The organism is Streptomyces virginiae (genome assembly GCF_040638905.1).
Lineage (GTDB): Bacteria > Actinomycetota > Actinomycetes > Streptomycetales > Streptomycetaceae > Streptomyces > Streptomyces virginiae_B.
In genome coordinates, this window is record NZ_JBEZYV010000004.1 from 116,968 (window position 1) to 140,368 (window position 23,401).

The 23,401-nt window shown below is 67.6% G+C and carries 34 protein-coding genes; all 34 read left to right on the plus strand.

Annotated elements, in window-relative coordinates; translation table 11 throughout:
- Positions 1 to 5: 5 nt before the first annotated feature.
- The 34 genes from AB0F82_RS08390 to truA all read left to right on the plus strand — a co-directional run bounded on the left by AB0F82_RS08390 (position 6) and on the right by truA (position 23,376).
- Complete coding sequence (locus AB0F82_RS08390; RefSeq protein ID WP_362625055.1) at positions 6 to 1,814, plus strand: hypothetical protein; 1,809 nt, start codon at positions 6 to 8, stop codon at positions 1,812 to 1,814.
- 138 nt (positions 1,815 to 1,952) lie between these two features.
- The gene (locus tag AB0F82_RS08395; protein WP_362625057.1) at positions 1,953 to 4,556 is read left to right on the plus strand and encodes a peptidoglycan recognition protein family protein; all 2,604 of its coding nucleotides are present in this window, start codon (positions 1,953 to 1,955) and stop codon (positions 4,554 to 4,556) included.
- A gap of 93 nt (positions 4,557 to 4,649) precedes the next feature.
- On the plus strand, positions 4,650 to 5,771 hold the full coding sequence (locus AB0F82_RS08400; protein WP_362625059.1) for a hypothetical protein: 1,122 nt from the start codon (positions 4,650 to 4,652) through the stop codon (positions 5,769 to 5,771).
- 475 nt (positions 5,772 to 6,246) lie between these two features.
- On the plus strand, positions 6,247 to 6,555 hold the full coding sequence (rpsJ, locus tag AB0F82_RS08405; RefSeq protein WP_003948644.1) for a 30S ribosomal protein S10: 309 nt from the start codon (positions 6,247 to 6,249) through the stop codon (positions 6,553 to 6,555).
- A gap of 14 nt (positions 6,556 to 6,569) precedes the next feature.
- Positions 6,570 to 7,214 carry a 50S ribosomal protein L3 gene (gene rplC, locus AB0F82_RS08410; RefSeq protein WP_356811232.1) on the plus strand — a complete coding sequence of 215 codons (645 nt, stop codon included), beginning with the start codon at positions 6,570 to 6,572 and terminating at the stop codon, positions 7,212 to 7,214.
- Positions 7,215 to 7,219: 5 nt separating this feature from the next.
- On the plus strand, positions 7,220 to 7,870 hold the full coding sequence (gene rplD, locus AB0F82_RS08415; protein WP_030026322.1) for a 50S ribosomal protein L4: 651 nt from the start codon (positions 7,220 to 7,222) through the stop codon (positions 7,868 to 7,870).
- Positions 7,870 to 8,193, plus strand: a complete 324-nt coding sequence (rplW, locus tag AB0F82_RS08420) for a 50S ribosomal protein L23 (protein ID WP_007265901.1) — start codon at positions 7,870 to 7,872, stop codon at positions 8,191 to 8,193. The genes rplD and rplW overlap by 1 nt, the downstream gene beginning before the upstream one ends.
- A 39-nt stretch (positions 8,194 to 8,232) precedes the next feature.
- Entirely contained in the window at positions 8,233 to 9,069 is an 837-nt protein-coding gene (gene rplB / locus AB0F82_RS08425; protein ID WP_030388860.1) for a 50S ribosomal protein L2, read from the plus strand.
- Between the two features lie 12 nt (positions 9,070 to 9,081).
- Positions 9,082 to 9,363, plus strand: coding sequence for a 30S ribosomal protein S19 (gene rpsS / locus AB0F82_RS08430; RefSeq protein WP_007265903.1), 282 nt, complete (start codon positions 9,082 to 9,084; stop codon positions 9,361 to 9,363).
- A gap of 43 nt (positions 9,364 to 9,406) precedes the next feature.
- Complete coding sequence (rplV, locus tag AB0F82_RS08435; protein ID WP_007265904.1) at positions 9,407 to 9,754, plus strand: 50S ribosomal protein L22; 348 nt, start codon at positions 9,407 to 9,409, stop codon at positions 9,752 to 9,754.
- On the plus strand, positions 9,754 to 10,596 hold the full coding sequence (gene rpsC, locus AB0F82_RS08440) for a 30S ribosomal protein S3 (RefSeq protein ID WP_356811231.1): 843 nt from the start codon (positions 9,754 to 9,756) through the stop codon (positions 10,594 to 10,596). Before rplV ends, rpsC begins: the two co-directional genes overlap by 1 nt.
- A gap of 5 nt (positions 10,597 to 10,601) precedes the next feature.
- On the plus strand, positions 10,602 to 11,021 hold the full coding sequence (rplP, locus tag AB0F82_RS08445) for a 50S ribosomal protein L16 (RefSeq protein ID WP_030026326.1): 420 nt from the start codon (positions 10,602 to 10,604) through the stop codon (positions 11,019 to 11,021).
- A complete protein-coding gene (gene rpmC, locus AB0F82_RS08450) occupies positions 11,021 to 11,245 on the plus strand; it encodes a 50S ribosomal protein L29 (protein WP_008739703.1) in 225 nt (74 codons plus the stop codon). The genes rplP and rpmC overlap by 1 nt, the downstream gene beginning before the upstream one ends.
- A complete protein-coding gene (rpsQ, locus tag AB0F82_RS08455; protein ID WP_030008467.1) occupies positions 11,245 to 11,526 on the plus strand; it encodes a 30S ribosomal protein S17 in 282 nt (93 codons plus the stop codon). The genes rpmC and rpsQ overlap by 1 nt, the downstream gene beginning before the upstream one ends.
- 108 nt (positions 11,527 to 11,634) lie before the next feature.
- Positions 11,635 to 12,003 carry a 50S ribosomal protein L14 gene (gene rplN / locus AB0F82_RS08460; protein ID WP_003956455.1) on the plus strand — a complete coding sequence of 123 codons (369 nt, stop codon included), beginning with the start codon at positions 11,635 to 11,637 and terminating at the stop codon, positions 12,001 to 12,003.
- A 2-nt stretch (positions 12,004 to 12,005) separates the two neighbouring features.
- Entirely contained in the window at positions 12,006 to 12,317 is a 312-nt protein-coding gene (gene rplX, locus AB0F82_RS08465; RefSeq protein WP_150258782.1) for a 50S ribosomal protein L24, read from the plus strand.
- Positions 12,317 to 12,868, plus strand: coding sequence for a 50S ribosomal protein L5 (rplE, locus tag AB0F82_RS08470; protein WP_030154702.1), 552 nt, complete (start codon positions 12,317 to 12,319; stop codon positions 12,866 to 12,868). Before rplX ends, rplE begins: the two co-directional genes overlap by 1 nt.
- Positions 12,869 to 12,873: 5 nt before the next feature.
- Positions 12,874 to 13,059, plus strand: coding sequence for a type Z 30S ribosomal protein S14 (locus AB0F82_RS08475; RefSeq protein WP_003956452.1), 186 nt, complete (start codon positions 12,874 to 12,876; stop codon positions 13,057 to 13,059).
- A gap of 219 nt (positions 13,060 to 13,278) precedes the next feature.
- Positions 13,279 to 13,677 carry a 30S ribosomal protein S8 gene (rpsH, locus tag AB0F82_RS08480; protein WP_007265911.1) on the plus strand — a complete coding sequence of 133 codons (399 nt, stop codon included), beginning with the start codon at positions 13,279 to 13,281 and terminating at the stop codon, positions 13,675 to 13,677.
- A gap of 20 nt (positions 13,678 to 13,697) precedes the next feature.
- Positions 13,698 to 14,237 (plus strand): 50S ribosomal protein L6, encoded by a 540-nt coding sequence (gene rplF / locus AB0F82_RS08485; RefSeq protein WP_030773832.1) that lies wholly within the window; start codon positions 13,698 to 13,700, stop codon positions 14,235 to 14,237.
- 2 nt (positions 14,238 to 14,239) lie between these two features.
- Positions 14,240 to 14,623: a 50S ribosomal protein L18 gene (gene rplR / locus AB0F82_RS08490; protein ID WP_030008471.1), complete on the plus strand. Its 384-nt coding sequence runs from the start codon at positions 14,240 to 14,242 to the stop codon at positions 14,621 to 14,623.
- A 45-nt stretch (positions 14,624 to 14,668) separates the two neighbouring features.
- The gene (rpsE, locus tag AB0F82_RS08495) at positions 14,669 to 15,271 is read left to right on the plus strand and encodes a 30S ribosomal protein S5 (RefSeq protein WP_356811230.1); all 603 of its coding nucleotides are present in this window, start codon (positions 14,669 to 14,671) and stop codon (positions 15,269 to 15,271) included.
- The gene (gene rpmD, locus AB0F82_RS08500; protein WP_005313525.1) at positions 15,271 to 15,453 is read left to right on the plus strand and encodes a 50S ribosomal protein L30; all 183 of its coding nucleotides are present in this window, start codon (positions 15,271 to 15,273) and stop codon (positions 15,451 to 15,453) included. The genes rpsE and rpmD overlap by 1 nt, the downstream gene beginning before the upstream one ends.
- A gap of 2 nt (positions 15,454 to 15,455) precedes the next feature.
- Positions 15,456 to 15,911 (plus strand): 50S ribosomal protein L15, encoded by a 456-nt coding sequence (gene rplO, locus AB0F82_RS08505; RefSeq protein ID WP_030026337.1) that lies wholly within the window; start codon positions 15,456 to 15,458, stop codon positions 15,909 to 15,911.
- 187 nt (positions 15,912 to 16,098) lie between these two features.
- The gene (gene secY / locus AB0F82_RS08510) at positions 16,099 to 17,412 is read left to right on the plus strand and encodes a preprotein translocase subunit SecY (protein ID WP_136229681.1); all 1,314 of its coding nucleotides are present in this window, start codon (positions 16,099 to 16,101) and stop codon (positions 17,410 to 17,412) included.
- A complete protein-coding gene (locus tag AB0F82_RS08515; protein WP_356811229.1) occupies positions 17,412 to 18,059 on the plus strand; it encodes an adenylate kinase in 648 nt (215 codons plus the stop codon). The genes secY and AB0F82_RS08515 overlap by 1 nt, the downstream gene beginning before the upstream one ends.
- A gap of 170 nt (positions 18,060 to 18,229) precedes the next feature.
- Positions 18,230 to 19,081: a type I methionyl aminopeptidase gene (gene map / locus AB0F82_RS08520; RefSeq protein WP_030653658.1), complete on the plus strand. Its 852-nt coding sequence runs from the start codon at positions 18,230 to 18,232 to the stop codon at positions 19,079 to 19,081.
- Between the two features lie 138 nt (positions 19,082 to 19,219).
- A complete protein-coding gene (gene infA, locus AB0F82_RS08525) occupies positions 19,220 to 19,441 on the plus strand; it encodes a translation initiation factor IF-1 (RefSeq protein ID WP_003956442.1) in 222 nt (73 codons plus the stop codon).
- A gap of 73 nt (positions 19,442 to 19,514) precedes the next feature.
- On the plus strand, positions 19,515 to 19,628 hold the full coding sequence (rpmJ, locus tag AB0F82_RS08530) for a 50S ribosomal protein L36 (RefSeq protein ID WP_003956441.1): 114 nt from the start codon (positions 19,515 to 19,517) through the stop codon (positions 19,626 to 19,628).
- Between the two features lie 200 nt (positions 19,629 to 19,828).
- Positions 19,829 to 20,209, plus strand: a complete 381-nt coding sequence (rpsM, locus tag AB0F82_RS08535; RefSeq protein WP_007265919.1) for a 30S ribosomal protein S13 — start codon at positions 19,829 to 19,831, stop codon at positions 20,207 to 20,209.
- A gap of 54 nt (positions 20,210 to 20,263) precedes the next feature.
- Entirely contained in the window at positions 20,264 to 20,668 is a 405-nt protein-coding gene (gene rpsK / locus AB0F82_RS08540; RefSeq protein WP_003956432.1) for a 30S ribosomal protein S11, read from the plus strand.
- Positions 20,669 to 20,817: 149 nt separating this feature from the next.
- Positions 20,818 to 21,840: a DNA-directed RNA polymerase subunit alpha gene (locus AB0F82_RS08545; RefSeq protein WP_007265920.1), complete on the plus strand. Its 1,023-nt coding sequence runs from the start codon at positions 20,818 to 20,820 to the stop codon at positions 21,838 to 21,840.
- A 105-nt stretch (positions 21,841 to 21,945) separates the two neighbouring features.
- Positions 21,946 to 22,422: a 50S ribosomal protein L17 gene (rplQ, locus tag AB0F82_RS08550; RefSeq protein ID WP_007265921.1), complete on the plus strand. Its 477-nt coding sequence runs from the start codon at positions 21,946 to 21,948 to the stop codon at positions 22,420 to 22,422.
- A 102-nt stretch (positions 22,423 to 22,524) separates the two neighbouring features.
- Positions 22,525 to 23,376, plus strand: a complete 852-nt coding sequence (gene truA / locus AB0F82_RS08555) for a tRNA pseudouridine(38-40) synthase TruA (protein ID WP_356811227.1) — start codon at positions 22,525 to 22,527, stop codon at positions 23,374 to 23,376.
- Positions 23,377 to 23,401 lie beyond the last annotated feature (25 nt).

A 23,401-nucleotide genomic window follows, 5' to 3' on the forward strand; every position in this document is an offset into this window, starting at 1 on the left:
CCGAGATGACACACCTGGCCCCCGAGGCGGTCGGCGAGGCCGGCACCCCGGCCCAGCGGCCCTCCGAACCGGCACGGGGCAAGAGCAGCCCGACCCCCTCCGGGATCCGGGTGTGGATGTCCCGGCGGTGGGTGCAGATCCTGGCCGAGGTCGTCGTCAGCGTGGTGGCGGCCCTCGGATTCACGCTGCTGAGCCGGCACATCAGCGTCAACCCGATGAACCGCCTCGGCCAGGTCAGCGGACTCGCCAAGCTCCAGCTGTACGTGGCCGTCCTCGGGCTCCCGCTGCTCGGACTGCTGCTCTACACGGCCCACCGGGGCTCCGTCCGGCGCCACGAGCTGGTCAAGCGGCTGGTCTGCGCCGCCCTGGCAGGGCTGGTCACCGGCGTGGTGGCGGGCGGCATCGTCGTCGCGCTGCGCGGCACCCCGCACCCGCTCGGCGGCCAGGAGGGCGACCCGAGCGTCCTGGTGGAGATGGCCAACTCGTTCCTGTCGGGCGAGGGCATGTCCGGCATCTACCCGCCCGCGTTCCCGGCGCTGATCGCCCTGTGGGCCAAGGTCCGCTACGACGGCCTCGGCACCTCCGGCTTCGCCCTGCACGACCTGCAGATCGTCTTCAGCGCCCTCGTCGGCCCGATGGCGTACCTGGCGTGGCGGCTGCTGCTCCGTCCCTTCTGGGCGCTGCTGATCGCCGTCCCGTCGGCCGTGCTCTTCCTCGACCCGGTCCGCCCGTACAGCCACGTCGTGATGATCGTGCTGCTGCCGCTCCTCGGGTACTGCTTCCGCGAGCTGCGCCGGTCCGCCGGCCGCACCGCGAAGGCCCTGGTGCTGCGCGGGGCCGGCCTCGGCGCGATCTTCGGCGGGCTCTTCCTCTGGTACTCGGGCTGGTTCGTCTGGGCCGCGCCCGGCGCCGCCGTCCTCTTCCTCTTCCTCTTCCCGTGGCGGGCCGGCGGCCCCGCGCTGAAGCGGGCGGCGCTGTACGCCGGGTCCGTCCTGGCCACGGCCGGGATCATCGGCGCCCCGCTGCTCTACCAGATGGTGCGCCTGGGCTCGCAGACCCCGGACCGGTACGCCTACCTCGGCGTGTACGCCGACCCGGGGTACGTCCTCGGCTGGATCTCCGACCGTACGGGCTACATCAAGTACCACCAGTGGCCCGTCTCCGGCGAGATGGCCGGCCAGACCGGGTTCGCGCTGCTGCTGATCCTCGGTGTGGGCCTCGGGGTCGGCCTCGGCCTGCGCAACGTCATGGTCCGCACCGCCGCGGCGGTGCTCGCCGGCGCCTGGCTGGCCCGGTTCTGGTTCGCCTCGCACATGGCGCACGACAAGGCGGTCCAGCTCTTCCCGCGGACCACCTGGATCATCATGTACTCGCTGATGATCCTGGCCGTCCTCGGCGTGATGGCGGCGGTCCAGCGGGGCTCCGGCTGGACCGAGCGGACCCTGCGGCCGGCCTCCGCCGCCCCGTCCGCGCGCGTCATTCCCCGCCGGACGATCCGTCAGCTCTCGGCCGGCATGGTGTGCGCGGTCGCCCTGTTCGCCACCATGGGCGCCTCCTGGTCGGCCAACCGCTACATGCCCACGCACGAGGACACCGACCTCATGGGCCTCGACGCCTGGCGCGCGCACGACATCAAGCTGCCCAACGGCAAGTGCCCGCGTTACGCGCCGAACAAGGACTGCGAGGACCTCCGGGTCAAGCTGTGGAAGCAGTTCGAGGACGACGGCGAGATCTGGTGCGCCAACATCGTGGCCAAGGACTGGCCCGCGATCTGTGGCCGGAAGGCGCCGTTCAAGGACAAGTCGGTGGAATAGCACCCCCGTGCGGTCCGGCTGCGACGCGCATCACGTTCGCAGCCCCCGTCCCGCCCTGATGGGCCGTCGCCGCGGCCAGTAGGATCCCGTCGGCCAGTGGTGTCACCTGGCTGGATCTGCATAGGGGTTGGGGACAACTTGAAGATAGGTCGTGCGCGCGGGACGGCTCTGGCCGCCGCGCTCGGCGTCGTGGCGGTCCTGGGCATCCAGGGCGTCGCAAGCGGCACGGGCGGTTCCGACGAGGGCGAGGTGTCGCCCTACAGCGCCCGTGCCCGCGAGAAGGGCCCGGTCGCGGGGGAGCTGCACAAGCTCGCCCTCAAGCCCAAGGGCAGGGGCGAGGCGGTCCTCTCCCAGCAGGACACCGAGCCGTTCGGGCTCCTCGGCGTCTCCTGGACCGACCCTGAGGCCGAGGTGAAGGGCAGGATCGAGGCCCGCACCCGGGACGCCGACAGCGGCAAGTGGTCGAAGTGGGTCGTGCTGGAGCAGGCCGAGTCCGGCCTCGACGGCAAGCGCCCGGGCCTGCGCGGCGCCACCGAGCCGGTCTGGGTCGGCCCGTCCGACGGCGCCGAGGTACGGGTGACCGGGGGCGGCACGCTCCCCGCCGGCATGGAGCTGAACCTGGTGGACCCGGGCGCCGGCGCCGCGAAGGCGAAGAAGAAGGGCGACCTGAGCCTCGGGCCGGCCGCCTTCTCCCTCCCCGCGGTGGACCCCGCGCCGACGACGCCGGGGCCGGAATCGACCGCCCCGCGGCCGGACGTGGTCTCGCGCGTGCAGTGGGGCGCCGACGAGTCCCTGAACAACGAGGGCCCGATCTACCTGCCCGGCGGGAAGATCAAGGCGGTCTTCGTCCACCACACCGCGTCCACCGCCCCGTACGAGTGCTCCGAGTCCGCCGCCATCGTCCGCAGCCTGCACGTCTACCACGTGCAGGGCAACGGCTGGCGCGACCTCGGCTACAACTTCCTCGTCGACAAGTGCGGAACGGTCTTCGAGGGCCGGCAGGGCGGTGTGGACCAGCCCGTCCAGGGCGCGCACACCTACGGCTGGAACGCCGAGTCGACGGGCGTCTCCGTCCTCGGCGACTACACCACCGCCGGGGCCTCGACCGCCGCGCTGGGCGCCATCTCCAAGGTCGCGGCGTACAAGCTGGGCCAGTACGACGGAGACATGAACGGCACCGCGACACTGACCGCGGGCGCCACCCAGGCGAACTACTTCGGCAAGAGCTACACCGCCGGCCAGCAGTACGAGTTCAAGTCGCTCTCGGGCCACCGGGACGGCTTCAACACCCAGTGCCCGGGCAACTCGCTCTACCCGCAGCTGGACGCGCTCCGGCAGACGGGCCCCGCGGCCCAGCTGAAGATCGCCTCGGTGAACGGGGCCACGGCCGCGCCGGGCGCCACCCTCCCGAGCGGCGCAGCCCTGACGGTCGACTGGACCACCAGCACGGCCACCGGCCGGCTGTCCAAGTTCGAGCTGCTCGTGGACGGCGAGGCCACCGCGGTCACCGACGGCGCGGCCCGCAAGGCGACCGCCGTCGTGACCGACGGCACGCACGAGGTCCGGGTCCGGGCGACCGCATTGAACGGCAAGGTCTCCACGAGTCTCGCGGTGACCGTCCAGGCAGAGGTCAAGGGCGCCAGGTTCGTCCCCCTCGCCCCCAAGCGCCTGATGGACACCCGTGAGGGCCTCGGTGTCCGCAGGGGCCCCGTCGGCAGCGGCGAAGTGGTCACCCTGCCGGTGGCCGCCGCCAGCGGTGGCACGCCCACCGCGGTGGTCCTGAACGTGACGGCGACGAACCCGACGCAGCCGAGCTTCGTGTCGGTGTTCCCGAGCGGCACGACCCGCTCCAGCGCGTCGAACCTGAACTTCACCCCGGGCAGGACGATCCCCAACCTGGTGGTCGTGCCGGTCGTCAACGGGAGCGTCAGCTTCTTCAACAACCAGGGCACCGTCGACCTGATCGCCGACATCACCGGCTACTTCACCTCGACCGCCGACGGCGCCACCCAGACCAACTTCGGTCCGAAGCGCCTGATGGACACCCGTGAGGGCCTCGGCGTCCCGAAGGGCCCGGTCGGCAGCGGCGGCGTGGTCACCCTGCCCGTGGCGGGCGTCGACGGCGTCCCGGCCACCGGCGTCAAGGCCGTGGTGCTGAACGTGACGGCGACGAACCCGACGCAGCCGAGCTTCGTGTCGGTGTACCCGAGCGGCACGACCCGCTCCAGCGCGTCGAACCTGAACTTCACCCCGGGACAGACGATCCCCAACCTGGTGGTCGTACCCGTCGTGGACGGCAAGGTCAGCTTCTACAACAACCAGGGCACCGTCGACCTGATCGCGGACATCACCGGCTACTTCTCGGACAGCGACGCGGGCGCCACGCACGCGAACTTCGGTCCGAAGCGCCTGATGGACACCCGTACGGGCACGGGCGTGCGCCAGGGCCCGGTCACCGGCGGAAGCGTCGTCACGCTGCCCGTGGCGGGCGTCGGGGGAGTCCCGGCCACCGGCGTCAAGGCCGTGGTGCTGAACGTGACCGCGACCAACCCGACCGAGGCCAGCTTCGTGTCGGTCTTCCCGAGCGGCACGACCCGTACGAGCGCGTCGAACCTGAACTTCACCGCGGGCCTCACGATCCCCAACCTGGTGGTCGTGCCCGTCGTGGACGGCAAGGTCAGCTTCTACAACAACTCGGGTGCCGTGGATCTCATCGCGGACATCACGGGCTACTTCCGCTGACGGAAGAAACGTCTTTGCGCAGGTGAGGGGCTCCGCACCATCCGGTGCGGGGCCCCTCGCACATGTCGGGCGGGGAACGGGCGAGGACAGGGCATGGGCAAGAAGGACGACAACACGCCGGGCGTCTCCGACGAGGAGTGGGCCCGTTTCATGGAGCAGGCCGCCCAGGGGGCCGGGGACGCGCCGAAGGAGCCCTCCGCACGGGCGCGCATGGTGACCGAGCGGCTGCGCGCCACCCGGGGCCAGGAGCCGCCGGGGTGGCGCACCGGCCCCGCCTGGCGCGAACGCCGCCGGCCGGGCCGGCTCAAGGCCGCCGCCGCCGTCGTGGCCATCGCCGGACTCGCGCTGATCGCAGTACGGCCCGAGCTGGTGATCGACCGCCTCACGGGCAGGGCCGAGGCCCGCGACGACGCCCGCAAGGCGGGCCCACTGGCCGCCGAGACCGAGCGCCCGAGCGCCCCGCCGCCGTCGGTGGACCCCGACCGGCCGACCCTGCAGGAGCCCTTCCGCGGCTCTCCGGCCCTGCAGTGGGCGGACGGCGCCGCCGGCATCGAGCTCCCGGAGGCCACCGCCGTCAACGGGGTGTCCAAGGAGAAGATCGCGGAGACGCTCCGGAACGCCAGGGCGTTCCTGATCGCGGCCAACCTGGACCCGGCTGCCCTGAGGGGGGAGCGCCCCGAGGCCGCACTGGCGCTGCTGGACCCCGAGAGCACCGAGACCTCGAAGCACCTGGAGAAGTCACTGGCCCAGCCGGGCAAGGACCAGGACCCGGTGAACCTCTTCACCCGGTACGACCCGGCCGAGGTCAAGCCCGTCGGCGAGGTGGTCAAGGTCCGCGGCCGGATGTGGGTGGAAGCCGGGAAGGAGAAGGGCCAGGCCGACGTCCGGCTCGACTACTCCTTCGTCTACCCGCTGGTGAAGGCGGCCCCGGGCGCGGACCAGGTCGAGCGGACCATCGTGCGCCGAGAAATCACCTTCACGGTCGCGGACCCGCGCACATGGCGGGTCACCGCCGGCCGGCTCCGGCTCTCCGACTACCGCGTGGACCTCGCCAACAGCGCCTGCGAGGTCCACGACGGCTATATCCACCCGGGCTTCGACGCGGAGCCCGCGGCCGGACCCACGCCGTCCGGGCCGCCCAAGGACCCGTACGACCGGAGCAAGGGCATCGAGGCGGGCGCGCCGGACGGCTGCGGGACGGTCTCGCGGACCTGACACGACCGGGGGAGAGGCCCCGCCGGGCGACGGGCGCGGCGCAGTTTGACCACTCAGCGTGGCGGGGTATTGTCTTCCGCCCGATTGGCCAGGTGCGTGTCCCGTATGGCAGACTACTCAAGTTGCTCGGCTGAGTGCCGATGCTGCGCGCCTCCCGCCGGGAGGACCGGAAGCGAGTCCCACAGTACTCGTCGTCCTTAATCTGCCTCTCGGGGCAGCAATGGGGGCGGACGTACGGGAATCTTCTGGGAAGTGACAGCACGGTGCCCACCAGGCACTCGGTGGGTGTTTCTCCCCCGAATCGCGGTCATGGGACCGCACCCCCTTGGACGAGGGAATTTCCGTATGGGAATTTTCTGTAGAGGGAGTGCGACACGCCCGACCGCGTGGGTCGGAGGAGAGGCCGCGGGACCACGTCCCGCAGCCGACCGGGAGCCAGAGCGTTTCCACACAGAGACAGGACTACGGAGTAGCCATGGCGGGACAGAAGATCCGCATCCGGCTCAAGGCCTACGACCACGAGGTCATCGACTCCTCGGCGAAGAAGATCGTCGAGACGGTGACGCGCACTGGTGCGTCGGTCGCGGGCCCGGTGCCGCTGCCCACTGAGAAGAACGTGTACTGCGTCATCAAGTCGCCGCACAAGTACAAGGACTCGCGCGAGCACTTCGAGATGCGCACGCACAAGCGCCTGATCGACATCCTCGACCCGACGCCCAAGACCGTTGACTCGCTGATGCGCCTGGACCTTCCGGCCGGCGTTGACATCGAGATCAAGCTCTGAGAGGCGTCGAGAAGATGGCAAAGCAGATCAAGGGCGTCCTGGGCGAGAAGCTCGGCATGACCCAGGTCTGGGACGAGAACAACCGTGTCGTCCCGGTGACCGTCGTCAAGGCCGGGCCCTGCGTCGTTACCCAGGTCCGTACGAACGACATCGACGGCTACGAGTCGGTCCAGATCGCCTTCGGCGAGATCGACCCGCGCAAGGTGAACAAGCCCCTCAAGGGCCACTTCGCCAAGGCCGACGTGACCCCCCGCCGCCACCTGGTGGAGCTCCGCACCTCCGACGCCGCCGAGTACACGCTCGGCCAGGAGATCACTGCTGAGGTGTTCGAGTCCGGCGTCAAGGTTGACGTCACGGGCAACAGCAAGGGCAAGGGCTTCGCCGGTGTCATGAAGCGGCACAACTTCCGGGGCCTCGGCGCCGGTCACGGTGTGCAGCGCAAGCACCGCTCCCCCGGTTCGATCGGTGGCTGCGCCACCCCTGGGCGTGTCTTCAAGGGCATGCGCATGGCCGGTCGCATGGGTAACGAGCGCGTCACCACCCAGAACCTGACCATCCACGCGGTAGACGCGGAGAAGGGTCTGCTCCTCATCAAGGGCGCAGTCCCCGGTCCGAACGGCGGCCTCGTCCTGGTCCGTACCGCGGCCAAGGGGGCTTGAGGTTAATGAGCACCATTGACATCCTTTCGCCGGCAGGCGACAAGGCCGGTACCGTCGAGCTCCCCGCGGAGATCTTCGACGCGAAGACCAGCGTTCCGCTGATCCACCAGGTCGTCGTCGCCCAGCTGGCCGCTGCCCGTCAGGGCACGCACAAGACCAAGACCCGTGGCGAAGTCCGTGGTGGTGGCAAGAAGCCTTACCGCCAGAAGGGCACCGGCCGCGCCCGTCAGGGTTCGACCCGCGCTCCGCAGTTCGCCGGCGGTGGCGTCGTCCACGGCCCGCAGCCGCGTGACTACTCGCAGCGGACCCCCAAGAAGATGAAGGTCGCCGCCCTCCGCGGTGCCCTCTCGGACCGTGCGCGTCACTCCCGCATCCACGTCGTCACCGGCGTGGTCGAGGGTGCCGCCTCCACGAAGGCCGCCAAGACGCTGTTCGGCAAGATCTCGGAGCGCAAGAACCTGCTCCTGGTCGTCGAGCGTGCCGACGAGGCCGCGTGGCTGTCCGCCCGCAACCTGCCCCAGGTTCACATCCTGGAGCCGGGCCAGCTGAACACGTACGACGTGATCGTCTCTGACGACGTGGTCTTCACCCAGGCCGCGCTCGAGTCCTTCGTGTCTGGCCCCAAGGCCGACGAGACCGAAGGGAGCGACGCCTGATGTCTGAGGCGACCGTTACCAGCAAGACCTTCACCGACCCGCGCGACCTGCTGATCAAGCCGGTTGTCTCGGAGAAGAGCTACGCGCTGCTGGACGAGAACAAGTACACGTTCATCGTCGCGCCCGGCGCCAACAAGACCCAGATCAAGCAGGCCGTCGAGGCGGTCTTCTCGGTCAAGGTCACCGGGGTCAACACGATCAACCGTCAGGGTAAGCGCAAGCGCACCAAGACCGGTTTCGGCAAGCGTGCCAACACCAAGCGCGCCATCGTGACCCTTGCCGAGGGCAACCGTATCGACATCTTCGGCGGCCAGGCCTCCTAACGGAGGTCTAGTCGTCCGGAATCGGACGAGGACTGAGAAATGGGTATCCGCAAGTACAAGCCGACGACCCCGGGCCGTCGTGGCTCCAGCGTCGCCGACTTTGTCGAGATCACGCGGTCCACGCCGGAGAAGTCGCTGGTTCGCCCTCTGCACAGCAAGGGCGGCCGTAACAACACCGGCCGGATCACCGTTCGCCACCAGGGTGGCGGACACAAGCGCGCCTACCGCGTGATCGACTTCCGTCGTCACGACAAGGACGGCGTGCCGGCCAAGGTCGCGCACATCGAGTACGACCCCAACCGCACCGCGCGCATCGCGCTGCTGCACTACGCCGACGGCGAGAAGCGCTACATCATCGCGCCGCGCGGTCTGCAGCAGGGTGACCGGATCGAGAACGGCCCGACGGCCGACATCAAGCCCGGCAACAACCTGGCGCTCCGCAACATCCCGGTCGGTACCACGATCCACGCGATCGAGCTCCGTCCCGGTGGCGGCGCGAAGTTCGCCCGCTCCGCTGGTGCCTCCGTGCAGCTGCTCGCGAAGGAGGGCGTCATGGCCCACCTCCGCATGCCGTCCGGCGAGATCCGTCTCGTCGACGCGCGCTGCCGCGCCACGGTCGGCGAGGTCGGCAACGCCGAGCAGTCGAACATCAACTGGGGCAAGGCCGGCCGCATGCGCTGGAAGGGCGTTCGCCCGTCCGTCCGCGGTGTCGCGATGAACCCGGTTGACCACCCGCACGGTGGTGGTGAGGGCAAGACCAGTGGTGGTCGCCACCCGGTCTCCCCGTGGGGTCAGAAGGAGGGTCGTACTCGCTCGCCGAAGAAGGCTTCGAGCAAGTACATCGTCCGCCGCCGCAAGACGAACAAGAAGCGCTAGGAGCGGGTTTAGATGCCGCGCAGTCTCAAGAAGGGACCCTTCGTCGACGACCACCTCGTAAAGAAGGTGGACGCTCAGAACGAAGCTGGTACCAAGAACGTCATCAAGACCTGGTCCCGTCGCTCGATGATCATCCCCAGCATGCTGGGTCACACCATCGCGGTGCACAACGGCAAGACCCACGTCCCGGTGTTCGTCACCGAGTCGATGGTCGGCCACAAGCTCGGCGAGTTCTCGCCGACTCGCACCTTCCGCGGCCACGTCAAGGACGACCGGAAGTCGAAGCGCCGCTAAAGGCGGGGTGGTTACGACTATGACTTACACCGAAGGGACAACCATGGAAGCCAGGGCCCAGGCGCGGTACATCCGCGTCACGCCCATGAAGGCCCGCCGCGTGGTGGACCTTATCCGTGGCATGGATGCCACGGAGGCTCAGGCGGTCCTGCGTTTCGCCCCGCAGGCCGCGAGCGTGCCGGTCGGCAAGGTGCTGGACAGCGCCATTGCCAACGCCGCACACAACTACAACCACCCGGACGCCTCCACGCTGGTCATCAGCGAGGCGTACGTGGACGAGGGCCCGACCCTGAAGCGGTTCCGTCCGCGTGCGCAGGGCCGTGCCTACCGGATCCGCAAGCGGACCAGCCACATCACCGTGGTCGTCAGCAGCAAGGAAGGTTCCCGGTAATGGGCCAGAAGGTAAACCCGCACGGGTTCCGGCTCGGCATCACCACCGACTTCAAGTCGCGTTGGTACGCCGACAAGCTGTACAAGGACTACGTCAAGGAAGACGTCGCCATCCGTCGGATGATGACGTCCGGCATGGAGCGCGCCGGCATCTCGAAGGTTGAGATCGAGCGCACCCGTGACCGCGTGCGTGTGGACATCCACACCGCTCGTCCGGGCATCGTCATCGGCCGCCGTGGCGCCGAGGCCGACCGCATCCGCGGTGACCTCGAGAAGCTCACGGGCAAGCAGGTCCAGCTGAACATCCTCGAGGTCAAGAACCCCGAGCTCGACGCTCAGCTCGTTGCCCAGGCCGTTGCCGAGCAGCTCTCCTCCCGCGTCTCCTTCCGTCGCGCCATGCGTAAGAGCATGCAGGGCACGATGAAGGCCGGCGCCAAGGGCATCAAGATCCAGTGTGGCGGTCGCCTCGGCGGCGCCGAGATGTCCCGCTCCGAGTTCTACCGCGAGGGTCGTGTGCCGCTGCACACGCTGCGCGCGAACGTGGACTACGGCTTCTTCGAGGCCAAGACCACCTTCGGCCGTATCGGTGTGAAGGTCTGGATCTACAAGGGCGACGTCAAGAACATCGCCGAGGTTCGCGCCGAGAACGCTGCGGCCCGTGCGGGTAACCGCCCGGCCCGTGGCGCGGGTGGCGCTGGCGACCGTCCCGCCGGCCGTGGTGGCCGTGGTGGCGAGCGCGGCGGCCGTGGTGGCCGCAAGCCGCAGCAGGCTGCTGGTGCCGAGGCCCCCAAGGCCGACGCTCCCGCCGCCGCTCCGGCTGAGAGCACCGGAACGGAGGCCTGACCAACATGCTGATCCCTCGTAGGGTCAAGCACCGTAAGCAGCACCACCCGAAGCGCCGCGGTATGGCCAAGGGCGGTACTGAGGTCTCGTTCGGCGAGTACGGCATCCAGGCGCTCACCCCCGCCTACGTGACGAACCGCCAGATCGAGGCGGCTCGTATCGCGATGACCCGCCACATCAAGCGTGGTGGCAAGGTCTGGATCAACATCTACCCGGACCGCCCGCTCACGAAGAAGCCTGCCGAGACCCGCATGGGTTCCGGTAAGGGTTCTCCCGAGTGGTGGATCGCCAACGTGCACCCGGGTCGGGTCATGTTCGAGCTGTCCTACCCGAACGAGAAGATTGCTCGTGAGGCGCTCACCCGCGCTGCTCACAAGCTTCCGATGAAGTGCCGGATTGTTCGGCGCGAGGCAGGTGAGTCGTGATGGCGACGGGAACCAAGGCGTCCGAGCTGCGTGAGCTCGGCAACGAGGAGCTCGTTGGCAAGCTGCGCGAGGCCAAGGAGGAGCTGTTCAAGCTCCGCTTCCAGGCGGCCACGGGTCAGCTGGAGAACAACGGCCGGCTCAAGTCCGTCCGTAAGGACATCGCTCGCATCTACACCCTGATGCACGAGCGTGAGCTCGGTATCGAGACGGTGGAGAGCGCCTGATGAGCGAGAACAACGTGACTGAGAAGACCGAGCGCGGTTTCCGCAAGACCCGTGAGGGTCTGGTCGTCAGCGACAAGATGGACAAGACCGTCGTCGTCGCCGTCGAGGACCGCGTCAAGCACGCCCTGTACGGCAAGGTCATCCGCCGTACGAACAAGCTCAAGGCTCACGACGAGCAGAACGCTGCCGGTGTCGGCGACCGCGTCCTCATCATGGAGACGCGTCCGCTGTCGGCGAGCAAGCGCTGGCGCATCGTCGAGATCCTCGAGAAGGCCAAGTAATTACTTGAGGGGTTTCCCTCAGGTTCGTTCCGCCAGGCTCGGTGGGGGCCGCCGCTCTTCGGAGTGTGAGGCCCCCGCCGGGAACCGGCAGACAATCAGGAGATAGACGTGATCCAGCAGGAGTCGCGACTGCGTGTCGCCGACAACACTGGTGCCAAGGAAATCCTTTGCATCCGTGTTCTCGGTGGCTCCGGTCGCCGCTACGCGGGCATCGGTGACGTCATCGTCGCCACCGTCAAGGACGCGATCCCCGGTGGCAACGTGAAGAAGGGTGACGTCGTCAAGGCGGTCATCGTTCGCACCGTCAAGGAGCGCCGCCGCCAGGACGGCTCGTACATCCGCTTCGACGAGAACGCCGCCGTCATTCTGAAGAACGACGGCGACCCTCGCGGCACCCGTATCTTCGGCCCCGTCGGCCGTGAGCTGCGCGAGAAGAAGTTCATGAAGATCATCTCGCTCGCGCCGGAGGTGCTGTAAGCATGAAGATCAAGAAGGGCGACCTGGTCCAGGTCATCACCGGTAAGGACAAGGGCAAGCAGGGCAAGGTCATCGTTGCCTTCCCCGCTGAGAACCGTGTCCTCGTCGAGGGTGTCAACCGGGTCAAGAAGCACACCAAGGCCGCGCAGAACCAGGCCGGTGGCATCGTGATCACCGAGGCCCCGGTCCACGTGAGCAACGTTCAGCTGGTTGTGGAGAAGGACGGCAAGAAGGTCGTCACCCGCGTCGGCTACCGCTTCGACGACGAGGGCAACAAGATCCGCGTTGCCAAGCGGACGGGTGAGGACATCTGATGGCTACCACTCCGCGTCTCAAGACGAAGTACCGCGAGGACATCGCGGGCAAGCTGCGTGAGGAGTTCTCCTACGAGAACGTCATGCAGATCCCCGGTCTCGTCAAGATCGTCGTGAACATGGGTGTCGGCGACGCCGCCCGTGACTCGAAGCTGATCGACGGCGCCATCCGCGACCTGACGACGATCACCGGTCAGAAGCCGGCCGTCACGAAGGCCCGCAAGTCCATCGCGCAGTTCAAGCTGCGCGAGGGTCAGCCGATCGGCTGCCACGTCACCCTCCGTGGTGACCGCATGTGGGAGTTCCTGGACCGTACGCTGTCGCTCGCGCTGCCGCGTATCCGTGACTTCCGCGGTCTGTCGCCGAAGCAGTTCGACGGCCGTGGCAACTACACCTTCGGTCTCACGGAGCAGGTCATGTTCCACGAGATCGACCAGGACAAGATCGACCGTACCCGGGGTATGGACATCACCGTGGTCACCACGGCGACCAACGACGCTGAGGGCCGCGCGCTCCTTCGTCACCTCGGCTTCCCCTTCAAGGAGGCGTAAGCGAGATGGCGAAGAAGGCTCTCATCGCGAAGGCTGCCCGCAAGCCCAAGTTCGGTGTGCGTGCGTACACCCGCTGCCAGCGCTGCGGTCGCCCCCACTCCGTGTACCGCAAGTTCGGCCTGTGCCGCGTGTGCCTTCGTGAGATGGCTCACCGTGGCGAGCTGCCGGGCGTGACCAAGAGCTCCTGGTAGCCCCACACCCTTTGGGTGTTGAGGTTTTCCAGACGCTCTCGGTAAGCATCAGGTCGGCGGACCGCTCTGCCCGCATGCCGTAGGCTTGTGGGGTTGGGCGTCCGCCGCCCTATCGACTTACTACGCCGTAGGTCCCCGCACCGCACCCGTCCCGCCACTGAGTGGGGAGAGGGATGGCGCATACAGGAAACCCCGGCGAGAGAGGCCGAAGGCCACTTCATGACCATGACTGACCCGATCGCAGACATGCTCACGCGTCTGCGTAACGCTAACTCGGCGTACCACGACACCGTCGTGATGCCGCACAGCAAGATCAAGTCGCACATCGCGGAGATCCTCAAGCAGGAGGGTTTCATCACCGGCTGGAAGGTCGAGGACGCCGAGGTCGGCAAGAACCTCGTCCTCGAGCTGAAGTTCGGGCCGAACCGTGAGCGCTCCATCGCGGGCATCAAGCGGATCTCGAAGCCCGGTCTGCGCGTGTACGCGAAGTCCACCAACCTGCCGAAGGTCCTCGGTGGCCTGGGCGTGGCGATCATCTCCACGTCCCACGGTCTCCTGACCGGCCAGCAGGCAGGCAAGAAGGGCGTAGGTGGGGAAGTCCTCGCCTACGTCTGGTAGTCGGGAACGGAGGAAAAGCAATGTCGCGAATCGGCAAGCTCCCCATCCAGGTTCCCGCCGGTGTGGACGTCACCATCGATGGCCAGACGGTCAACGTGAAGGGCCCCAAGGGTTCCCTCGCGCACACCGTTAAGGCGCCCATCGCAGTTGTCAAGGACGAGGACGGCGTTCTGAACGTCACCCGTCCGAACGACGAGCGTCAGAACAAGGCCCTGCACGGCCTGTCCCGCACGCTGGTGGCGAACATGATCACCGGTGTGACCACGGGATACGTCAAGGCTCTCGAGATCAGCGGTGTCGGTTACCGCGTGGCCGCGAAGGGCTCCGACCTGGAGTTCCAGCTCGGCTACAGCCACCCGATCCTGGTGGAGGCGCCCGAGGGCATCTCCTTCAAGGTCGAGTCGCCGACGAAGTTCTCGGTCGAGGGCATCGACAAGCAGAAGGTCGGCGAGGTCGCCGCCAACATCCGCAAGCTGCGGAAGCCCGACCCGTACAAGGCCAAGGGTGTCAAGTACGCCGGCGAGGTCATCCGCCGCAAGGTCGGAAAGGCTGGTAAGTAGCCATGGCATACGGTGTGAAGATCGCCAAGGGCGACGCGTACAAGCGCGCTGCCAAGGCTCGCCGCCACATCCGCATCCGCAAGAACGTCTCGGGTACGGCGGAGCGTCCGCGCCTCGTCGTGACGCGTTCCAACCGCAACATCGTTGCTCAGGTCATCGACGACCTCCAGGGCCACACCCTGGCGTCGGCGTCGACCCTGGACGCTTCGATCCGCGGTGGCGAAGGCGACAAGAGCTCGCAGGCCCAGGCTGTCGGCGCGCTCGTCGCCGAGCGTGCCAAGGCTGCGGGTGTCGAGACCGTCGTGTTCGACCGCGGTGGCAACCGATACGCCGGGCGCATTGCCGCTCTGGCTGACGCCGCCCGCGAAGCCGGGCTGAAGTTCTAAGCCCCGGTTCCGGGACTCACGGACGTAACAGAGAGAGGTAATCCAATGGCTGGACCCCAGCGCCGCGGAAGCGGTGCCGGTGGCGGCGAGCGGCGGGACCGGAAGGGTCGCGACGGTGGCGCTGCCGCCGAGAAGACCGCTTACGTTGAGCGCGTTGTCGCGATCAACCGCGTCGCCAAGGTTGTCAAGGGTGGTCGCCGCTTCAGCTTCACCGCGCTGGTCGTGGTGGGCGACGGTGACGGCACTGTAGGTGTCGGTTACGGCAAGGCCAAGGAAGTTCCCGCGGCCATCGCCAAGGGTGTCGAGGAAGCGAAGAAGAACTTCTTCAAGGTTCCCCGCATCCAGGGCACCATCCCTCACCCGATCACGGGCGAGCGTGCCGCGGGCGTCGTGCTGCTGAAGCCGGCTTCCCCCGGTACCGGTGTTATCGCCGGTGGCCCGGTGCGCGCCGTTCTGGAGTGCGCCGGCGTTCACGACATCCTGTCGAAGTCGCTCGGTTCGTCGAACGCGATCAACATCGTGCACGCGACCGTGGCAGCGCTCAAGGGCCTGCAGCGTCCCGAGGAGATCGCGGCTCGCCGTGGTCTGCCCCTCGAGGACGTCGCTCCCGCGGCTCTTCTCCGTGCACGTGCTGGGGCGGGTGTCTGATGGCCCGCCTCAAGATCACGCAGACGAAGTCGTACATCGGCAGCAAGCAGAACCACCGCGACACGCTGCGTTCGCTCGGGCTCAAGCGCCTGAACGACGTCGTCGTCAAGGAGGACCGCCCCGAGTTCCGCGGAATGGTGCACACCGTCCGCCACCTCGTGACGGTTGAGGAGGTTGACTAATCATGGCTGAGAACAGCCCGCTGAAGGCCCACAACCTCCGTCCCGCCCCCGGCGCCAAGACCGCGAAGACCCGTGTGGGTCGCGGTGAGGCGTCGAAGGGTAAGACGGCCGGTCGTGGTACGAAGGGCCAGAAGGCCCGTTACCAGATCCCGCAGCGCTTCGAGGGCGGGCAGATGCCCCTCCACATGCGCCTGCCGAAGCTCAAGGGCTTCAAGAACCCGTTCCGCACCGAGTTCCAGGTCGTCAACCTGGACAAGCTCGGCGCTCTCTACCCCGAGGGTGGAGAAGTCACGGTGGCCGACCTGGTCGCCAAGGGCGCGGTTCGCAAGAACAGCCTCGTCAAGGTCCTGGGCCAGGGCGAGCTCTCCGTGGCGCTGCAGGTTTCGGTTGACGCCGTCTCCGCCTCCGCCAAGGAGAAGATCACCGCTGCCGGCGGTACCGTCACCGAGCTCGTCTAAGACGATTTCAGTGGCTGAATAGCTCAAAACCCGACCGGGGATGCCTCACATATGGGGCATCCCCGGTTGGTCGTTCCACGGGGGGCACACTCGCCGGTAAGGTGGCGTGCACCATTGCTTTGTCGTATACGTCGATCCCTCAGACCGTCACCTCTGACGCAGTAGCGCGGGGGTCGCAGGAGGCACCGTGCTCACCGCGTTCGCCCGGGCGTTCAAGACGCCCGACCTGCGCAAGAAGCTGCTCTTCACGCTCGGCATCATCGTGCTGTTCCGGCTCGGGTCCCATGTCCCCGTGCCCGGCGTGAGCTACAAGAACGTACAGATCTGCGTGGAACAGGCCGGGAGCAGCAATGGTCTGTTCGGCCTCGTCAACATGTTCAGCGGCGGTGCGCTGCTGCAGATCACGATCTTTGCGCTCGGCATCATGCCGTACATCACGGCGAGCATCATTCTGCAGCTGCTGACCGTGGTCATCCCGAAGCTGGAGACCCTCAAGAAAGAGGGCCAGTCCGGCACGGCGAAGATCACTCAGTACACGCGCTATCTGACGGTCGCGCTGGCGATCCTCCAGGGCACGGGCCTCGTCGCCACCGCCCGTACCGGCGCCCTGTTCCAGGGCTGCCAGGTCGCCAGCCAGATCGTTCCCGACCGGTCGATCTTCACCACGGTCGTCATGGTGATCACCATGACCGCCGGTACCTGCGTCGTCATGTGGCTCGGTGAGCTCATCACCGACCGCGGCATCGGCAACGGCATGTCGATCCTCATGTTCATCTCGATCGCCGCCGGCTTCATCGGCGCCCTCTGGCAGATCAAGCTGCAGGGCAAGATCGCGGACGGCTGGGTCGAGTTCGGCGTCGTCATGCTGGTCGGCCTCGCGATGGTCGGCCTGGTGGTCTTCGTCGAGCAGGCGCAGCGCCGGATCCCGGTCCAGTACGCGAAGCGCATGATCGGCCGCCGTGCCTACGGCGGTACCTCCACCTACATCCCGCTCAAGGTGAACCAGGCGGGCATCATCCCCGTCATCTTCGCCTCGTCGCTGCTCTACATCCCGGCGCTGGTCGTACAGTTCAGCGGGTCCACCGCGGGCTGGGCCACCTGGATCCAGAAGCACTTCGTCAAGGGCGACCACCCGTACTACATCGCTGTCTACTTCCTCCTGATCGTCTTCTTCGCGTTCTTCTACGTGGCGATCTCGTTCAACCCCGAGGAAGTTGCAGACAACATGAAGAAGTATGGTGGGTTCATTCCGGGTATCCGCGCCGGTCGACCCACCGCCGAGTACCTGAGCTACGTGCTCAACCGGATCACCTGGCCGGGGTCGCTGTACCTGGGTCTCATCGCTCTTGTGCCGACGATGGCGTTGGCCGGCTTCGGAGCGAACCAGAACTTCCCGTTCGGCGGGACGAGCATCCTGATCATCGTGGGTGTGGGTCTGGAAACCGTGAAGCAGATCGAGAGCCAGCTCCAGCAGCGCAATTACGAAGGGTTCCTCCGCTGATGCGAATCGTCCTCGTCGGACCGCCCGGTGCGGGCAAGGGAACGCAGGCCGCGTTCCTTGCCAAGAACCTGTCGATCCCGCACATCTCCACGGGCGACCTGTTCCGGGCCAACATCAGCCAGGGCACCGAGCTGGGCAAGCAGGCGAAGGCGTTCATGGACGCCGGCGACCTGGTCCCCGACGAGGTGACCATCGGCATGGCGAAGGACCGGATGGAGCAGCCCGACGCCGTGAACGGCTTCCTGCTCGACGGCTTCCCGCGCAACGTCTCGCAGGCCGAGGCGCTCGACGTGATGCTCCAGGCCGCGGGCATGAAGCTTGACGCCGTCCTCGACCTGGAGGTCGAGGAGGACGAGGTCGTCAAGCGCATCGCCGGCCGCCGGATCTGCCGCAACGACTCCTCGCACGTCTTCCACGTGACGTACGCAGCGCCGAAGGCCGCAGGTGTCTGCGACACCTGCGGCGGCGAGCTGTACCAGCGCGGTGACGACTCGGAGGCGACCGTCCGCAACCGGCTGGAGGTCTACCACACGCAGACCGAGCCGATCATCGACTACTACAAGGCCCAGGGCCTGCTGGTGACCATCCCGGCCCTCGGTGAGGTGTCGGACGTCACCAAGCGCGCCATGGACGCTCTCAAGAAGTAGTCACCCCTTGGTGTGCAGGTACGGCCGCGGTGTCCCCTCGGGGCACCGCGGCCGTCTGCATGACGCGCCGCGGCACGGCATCAGCCGATAATTGAGCAACCACAGCGGACAGCGACCACGTCCGCGAGAGCGGCGGCGGTTCAGCCGCAAAAAACGGAAGGCACGCCCACATGGTGCAGATCAAGACCCCCGAGCAGATCGCGAAGATGCGCGAGGCGGGGCTGGTCGTCGCCGCGATCCATGCGGCGACCCGTGAGGCGGCCGTACCGGGCGCCACGACGCGGGATCTGGACATGGTGGCCCGCAAGGTCATCGCGGACGCCGGGGCGAAGTCGAACTTCCTCGGCTACGGCGGTTTCCCCGCGACGATCTGCACCTCGGTCAACGAGGTCGTCGTCCACGGCATCCCGGACGACAAGACCGTCCTCAAGGACGGCGACATCATCTCCATCGACGCCGGCGCGATCGTGGACGGCTGGCACGGCGACGCGGCGTACACCGCCTTCGTGGGCACCGGTCACGCCCCCGAGCTCGTGGAGCTCTCCCGGGTGACGGAGGAGTCGATGTGGGCCGGCATCGCCGCGATGAAGCTGGGCAACCGCCTCGTGGACATCTCCAAGGCGATCGAGACGTACATCAAGCGCCAGCCCCGCCCCTCCACCGGTGAGCACAGCCTCGGCAAGTTCGGGATCATCGAGGACTACGGCGGCCACGGCATCGGGTCCGAGATGCACATGGACCCCCACCTGCTGAACTACGTCTCGCGCAAGCGGGGCAAGGGGATCAAGCTCGTTCCGGGCGTCTGCCTGGCGATCGAGCCGATGGTCTCCCTGGGCACCGCCCAGACGGAGGTCCTCTCGGACGACTGGACGGTCATCACGACGGACGGCACCTGGTCCTCGCACTGGGAGCACTCCATCGCGCTGACGGAGGCCGGTCCGATCGTCCTGACCAGCCCGGACTGCGGCAAGGCGAAGCTGGCGGAGTACGGGGTCACCACGGCCCCGGACCCCCTCGGTTAATGATCTAGACTCTTGGGCAAACTTTCCGGATTCGTTTTTCTGGGTGCCCTGACGTAGACTGACTCGTCGGCTCTCGTGCACTTCCATGCCTGCATGGCGCACGGGGTCGATCAAGGTAGCCGATTCGAAAGGCGAAGCGTGGCCAAGAAGCAAGGTGCCATCGAAATCGAGGGCACCGTGATCGAGTCCCTCCCGAACGCGATGTTCAAGGTGGAACTCCAGAACGGTCACAAGGTCCTCGCGCACATCAGCGGGAAGATGCGCATGCACTACATCCGCATTCTGCCCGATGACCGGGTTGTCGTGGAGCTCTCTCCCTACGACCTGACGCGTGGCCGGATCGTCTACCGATACAAGTAGATCTTGCTCTCACTCCTGCCTGGGCGTCCGTCCCGGTGCGGGTGGTGGCACTGACCCGGAGAACCTCACCAACATGAAGGTCAAGCCGAGCGTCAAGAAGATCTGCGACAAGTGCAAGGTGATCCGCCGTCACGGCCGGGTCATGGTCATCTGCGACAACCTGCGCCACAAGCAGCGCCAGGGCTGACGCACGCCGACCGACCTGCCTTAACGCAGTTCTTCGCGCGACGTAAGAAAACGTACATACGCAGAACCCGCCCAGCCCCGCAAAGGGCCGGCGGCACCTCCGGCGGGGGCCGGGGACCCGGACGTACCATCACCCGACACGGGTGGTCGGCGGTCGGGATCGGTTCTGTGGAAGACCCCCGAACACACAGGAGCCATTGAATGGCACGCGTTTCCGGTGTTGACATCCCGCGCGAAAAGCGTGTGGAGATCGCACTCACCTACGTCTTCGGTATCGGGCGCACCCGGTCCAAGGAGATCCTCGCCTCCACCGGCGTGAACCCGAACACCCGCGTTCGTGACCTGGCCGAAGAGGACCTCGTCAAGATCCGCGAGTACGTGGACGCCAACCTCCGTACCGAGGGTGACCTCCGCCGCGAGATCCAGGGCGACATCCGCCGCAAGATCGAGATCCAGTGCTACCAGGGCATCCGCCACCGTCGCGGCCTCCCGGTGCACGGTCAGCGCACCAGCACGAACGCGCGTACCCGCAAGGGCCCGCGTCGCGCGATCGCCGGTAAGAAGAAGCCGGGCAAGAAGTAGTCCTGTTCAGCGGTCTTGCGCTGTAGGACCGACCACCTCCCGTAGGAGATTTAGATGCCCCCCAAGGGTCGTCAGGGCGCTGCCAAGAAGGTGCGCCGCAAGGAAAAGAAGAACGTCGCTCACGGGCACGCCCACATCAAGAGCACGTTCAACAACACCATCGTTTCGATCACGGACCCGTCCGGCAACGTGATCTCCTGGGCCTCCGCCGGCCACGTCGGCTTCAAGGGCTCGCGCAAGTCCACCCCCTTCGCCGCGCAGATGGCCGCCGAGTCGGCCGCCCGTCGCGCGCAGGAGCACGGCATGCGCAAGGTCGACGTCTTCGTCAAGGGTCCCGGCTCCGGCCGTGAGACCGCGATCCGCTCCCTCCAGGCCACCGGCCTCGAGGTCGGCTCGATCCAGGACGTCACCCCCACCCCGCACAACGGCTGCCGCCCGCCGAAGCGCCGCCGCGTCTGACGCAGCGGACGCACCGTTGCGTTCTTGAGTGTCCGGGCGGTACGACCCCTTCGGGGGACGTACCGCCCGTACCCTTGCAGTAGCCGTACCCCGGTACGGCCCCCGTCGGGCGTCAAATAGTGGGCGTCCACGAATGAAGGAACACAGACATGCTTATCGCTCAGCGTCCGTCGCTGACCGAAGAGGTCGTTGACGAGTACCGCTCGCGCTTCGTGATCGAGCCGCTCGAGCCGGGCTTCGGCTACACCCTCGGCAACTCCCTGCGCCGTACCCTCCTGTCCTCCATCCCGGGTGCCGCTGTCACCAGCATCCGCGTGGACGGCGTCCTGCACGAGTTCACCACCGTGCCGGGCGTCAAGGAAGACGTCACGGACATCATCCTCAACATCAAGCAGCTGGTCGTCTCCTCGGAGCACGACGAGCCGGTCGTGATGTACCTGCGCAAGCAGGGTCCCGGCCTGGTCACCGCTGCCGACATCGCGCCCCCGGCCGGTGTCGAGGTGCACAACCCGGACCTCGTCCTCGCCACGCTCAACGGCAAGGGCAAGCTGGAGATGGAGCTGACCGTCGAGCGCGGTCGCGGCTACGTCTCCGCCGTCCAGAACAAGCAGCTGGGCCAGGAGATCGGCCGCATCCCGGTCGACTCCATCTACAGCCCGGTCCTCAAGGTCACCTACAAGGTCGAGGCGACCCGAGTCGAGCAGCGCACCGACTTCGACAAGCTCATCGTCGACGTCGAGACCAAGCAGGCCATGCGCCCGCGCGACGCCATGGCGTCCGCCGGCAAGACCCTGGTCGAGCTGTTCGGTCTGGCCCGCGAGCTCAACATCGACGCCGAGGGCATCGACATGGGCCCGTCCCCGACGGACGCCGCCCTGGCCGCCGACCTGGCGCTGCCGATCGAGGAGCTGGAGCTCACCGTTCGGTCGTACAACTGCCTCAAGCGCGAGGGCATCCACTCCGTGGGTGAGCTCGTCGCCCGCTCCGAGGCCGACCTGCTCGACATCCGCAACTTCGGTGCGAAGTCGATCGACGAGGTCAAGGCGAAGCTGGCCGGCATGGGCCTGGCCCTCAAGGACAGCCCGCCCGGATTCGACCCGACCGCCGCCGCCGACGCCTTCGGCGCCGACGACGACGCGGACGCCGGTTTCGTCGAGACCGAGCAGTACTGAGAAAGCTTGTGGGGGGCTCACGCCCCCCGCACCCCCCTCTCGCGACCGCTTGAGGGAACTGACTCCGGTACCTGACACGGCCGGTGCAGATTTGAAGGAGTAACAATGCCGCGTCCCGCAAAGGGTGCCCGCCTGGGCGGCTCCGCCGCACACGAGAAGCACCTGCTCGCGAACCTCGCGAAGGCGCTCTTCGAGCACGGCCGCATCACCACCACCGAGGCCAAGGCCCGCCGCCTGCGTCCCTACGCCGAGCGTCTGGTCACCAAGGCGAAGAAGGGCGACATCCACAACCGTCGCCTGGTGCTGCAGACGATCACGGACAAGAGCATCGTGCACACGCTGTTCACCGAGATCGCCCCGCGCTACGAGAACCGCCCCGGTGGTTACACGCGCATCACCAAGATCGGCAACCGTCGTGGCGACAACGCCCCGATGGCCGTGATCGAGCTGGTCGAGGCCCTTACGGTCGCCCAGCAGGCCACCGGTGAGGCCGAGGCCGCCACGAAGCGCGCGGTCAAGGAGGCGGAGGCCAAGGCCGAGGCCACCGAGACCGAGGCCGTCGAGGAGACCAAGGAGGCCTGATCCCGCTACGGGATCGAGCTTGCTTGATCGGCTCTGAACGGGCCCGCCCCTTCCCGGGGCGGGCCCGTTCTGCATATGGGTGATTCTGAGAGGATCGGTCACGTGAGTGACGAGGTGGAGCCCGGGCACGTCCGGGTGCGGCTGGACCTGAGCTACGACGGCAAGGACTTCTCCGGCTGGGCGAAGCAGCGCACGCTGCGGACCGTCCAGGGAGAGCTGGAGAGCGCCCTGCAGACCGTGATGCGGCTGAAGGAGCCGGTCGAGCTGACCGTGGCCGGGCGTACGGACGCGGGAGTGCACGCCCGCGGGCAGGTCGCGCAGTTCGACCTCGCCGAGGAGGTCTGGGCCGAGCACCACGACAAGCTGCTGCGCCGCCTCGCCGGCCGCCTGCCGCACGACGTACGGGTGTGGAAGGTCGCAGAGGCCCCCGAGGGCTTCAACGCGCGCTTCTCCGCCATCTGGCGCCGCTACGCCTACCGCGTCGGCGACCACCAGGGCGGAGTGGACCCGCTGCGCCGCGGCCACGTGCTCTGGCACCAGTGGCCCCTCGACGTGGACGCCATGAACGAGGCGGCCACCGCGCTGCTGGGCGAGCACGACTTCGCCGCCTACTGCAAGAAGCGCGAGGGCGCCACGACCATCCGCACGCTCCAGCAGCTCAGCTGGGAGCGCGCCGAGGACGGCATCGTCACCGCGACCGTCCGCGCCGACGCCTTCTGCCACAACATGGTCCGCTCCCTCGTGGGCGCCCTGCTGCACGTGGGCGACGGCCACCGGCCCGCCGACTGGCCCGGCAAGGTGCTGGCGGCCGGCGTACGGGACTCCTCGGTGCACGTGGTCAAGCCGCACGGGCTGACCCTGGAGGAGGTCGGCTACCCGGCGGACGAGCTGCTGGCCGCCCGCAGCAGGGAAGCGCGCAACATGCGGACCCTGCCGGGCGCCGGCTGCTGCTGAGCCGCAGCCAAATCGTTTGGGCGGA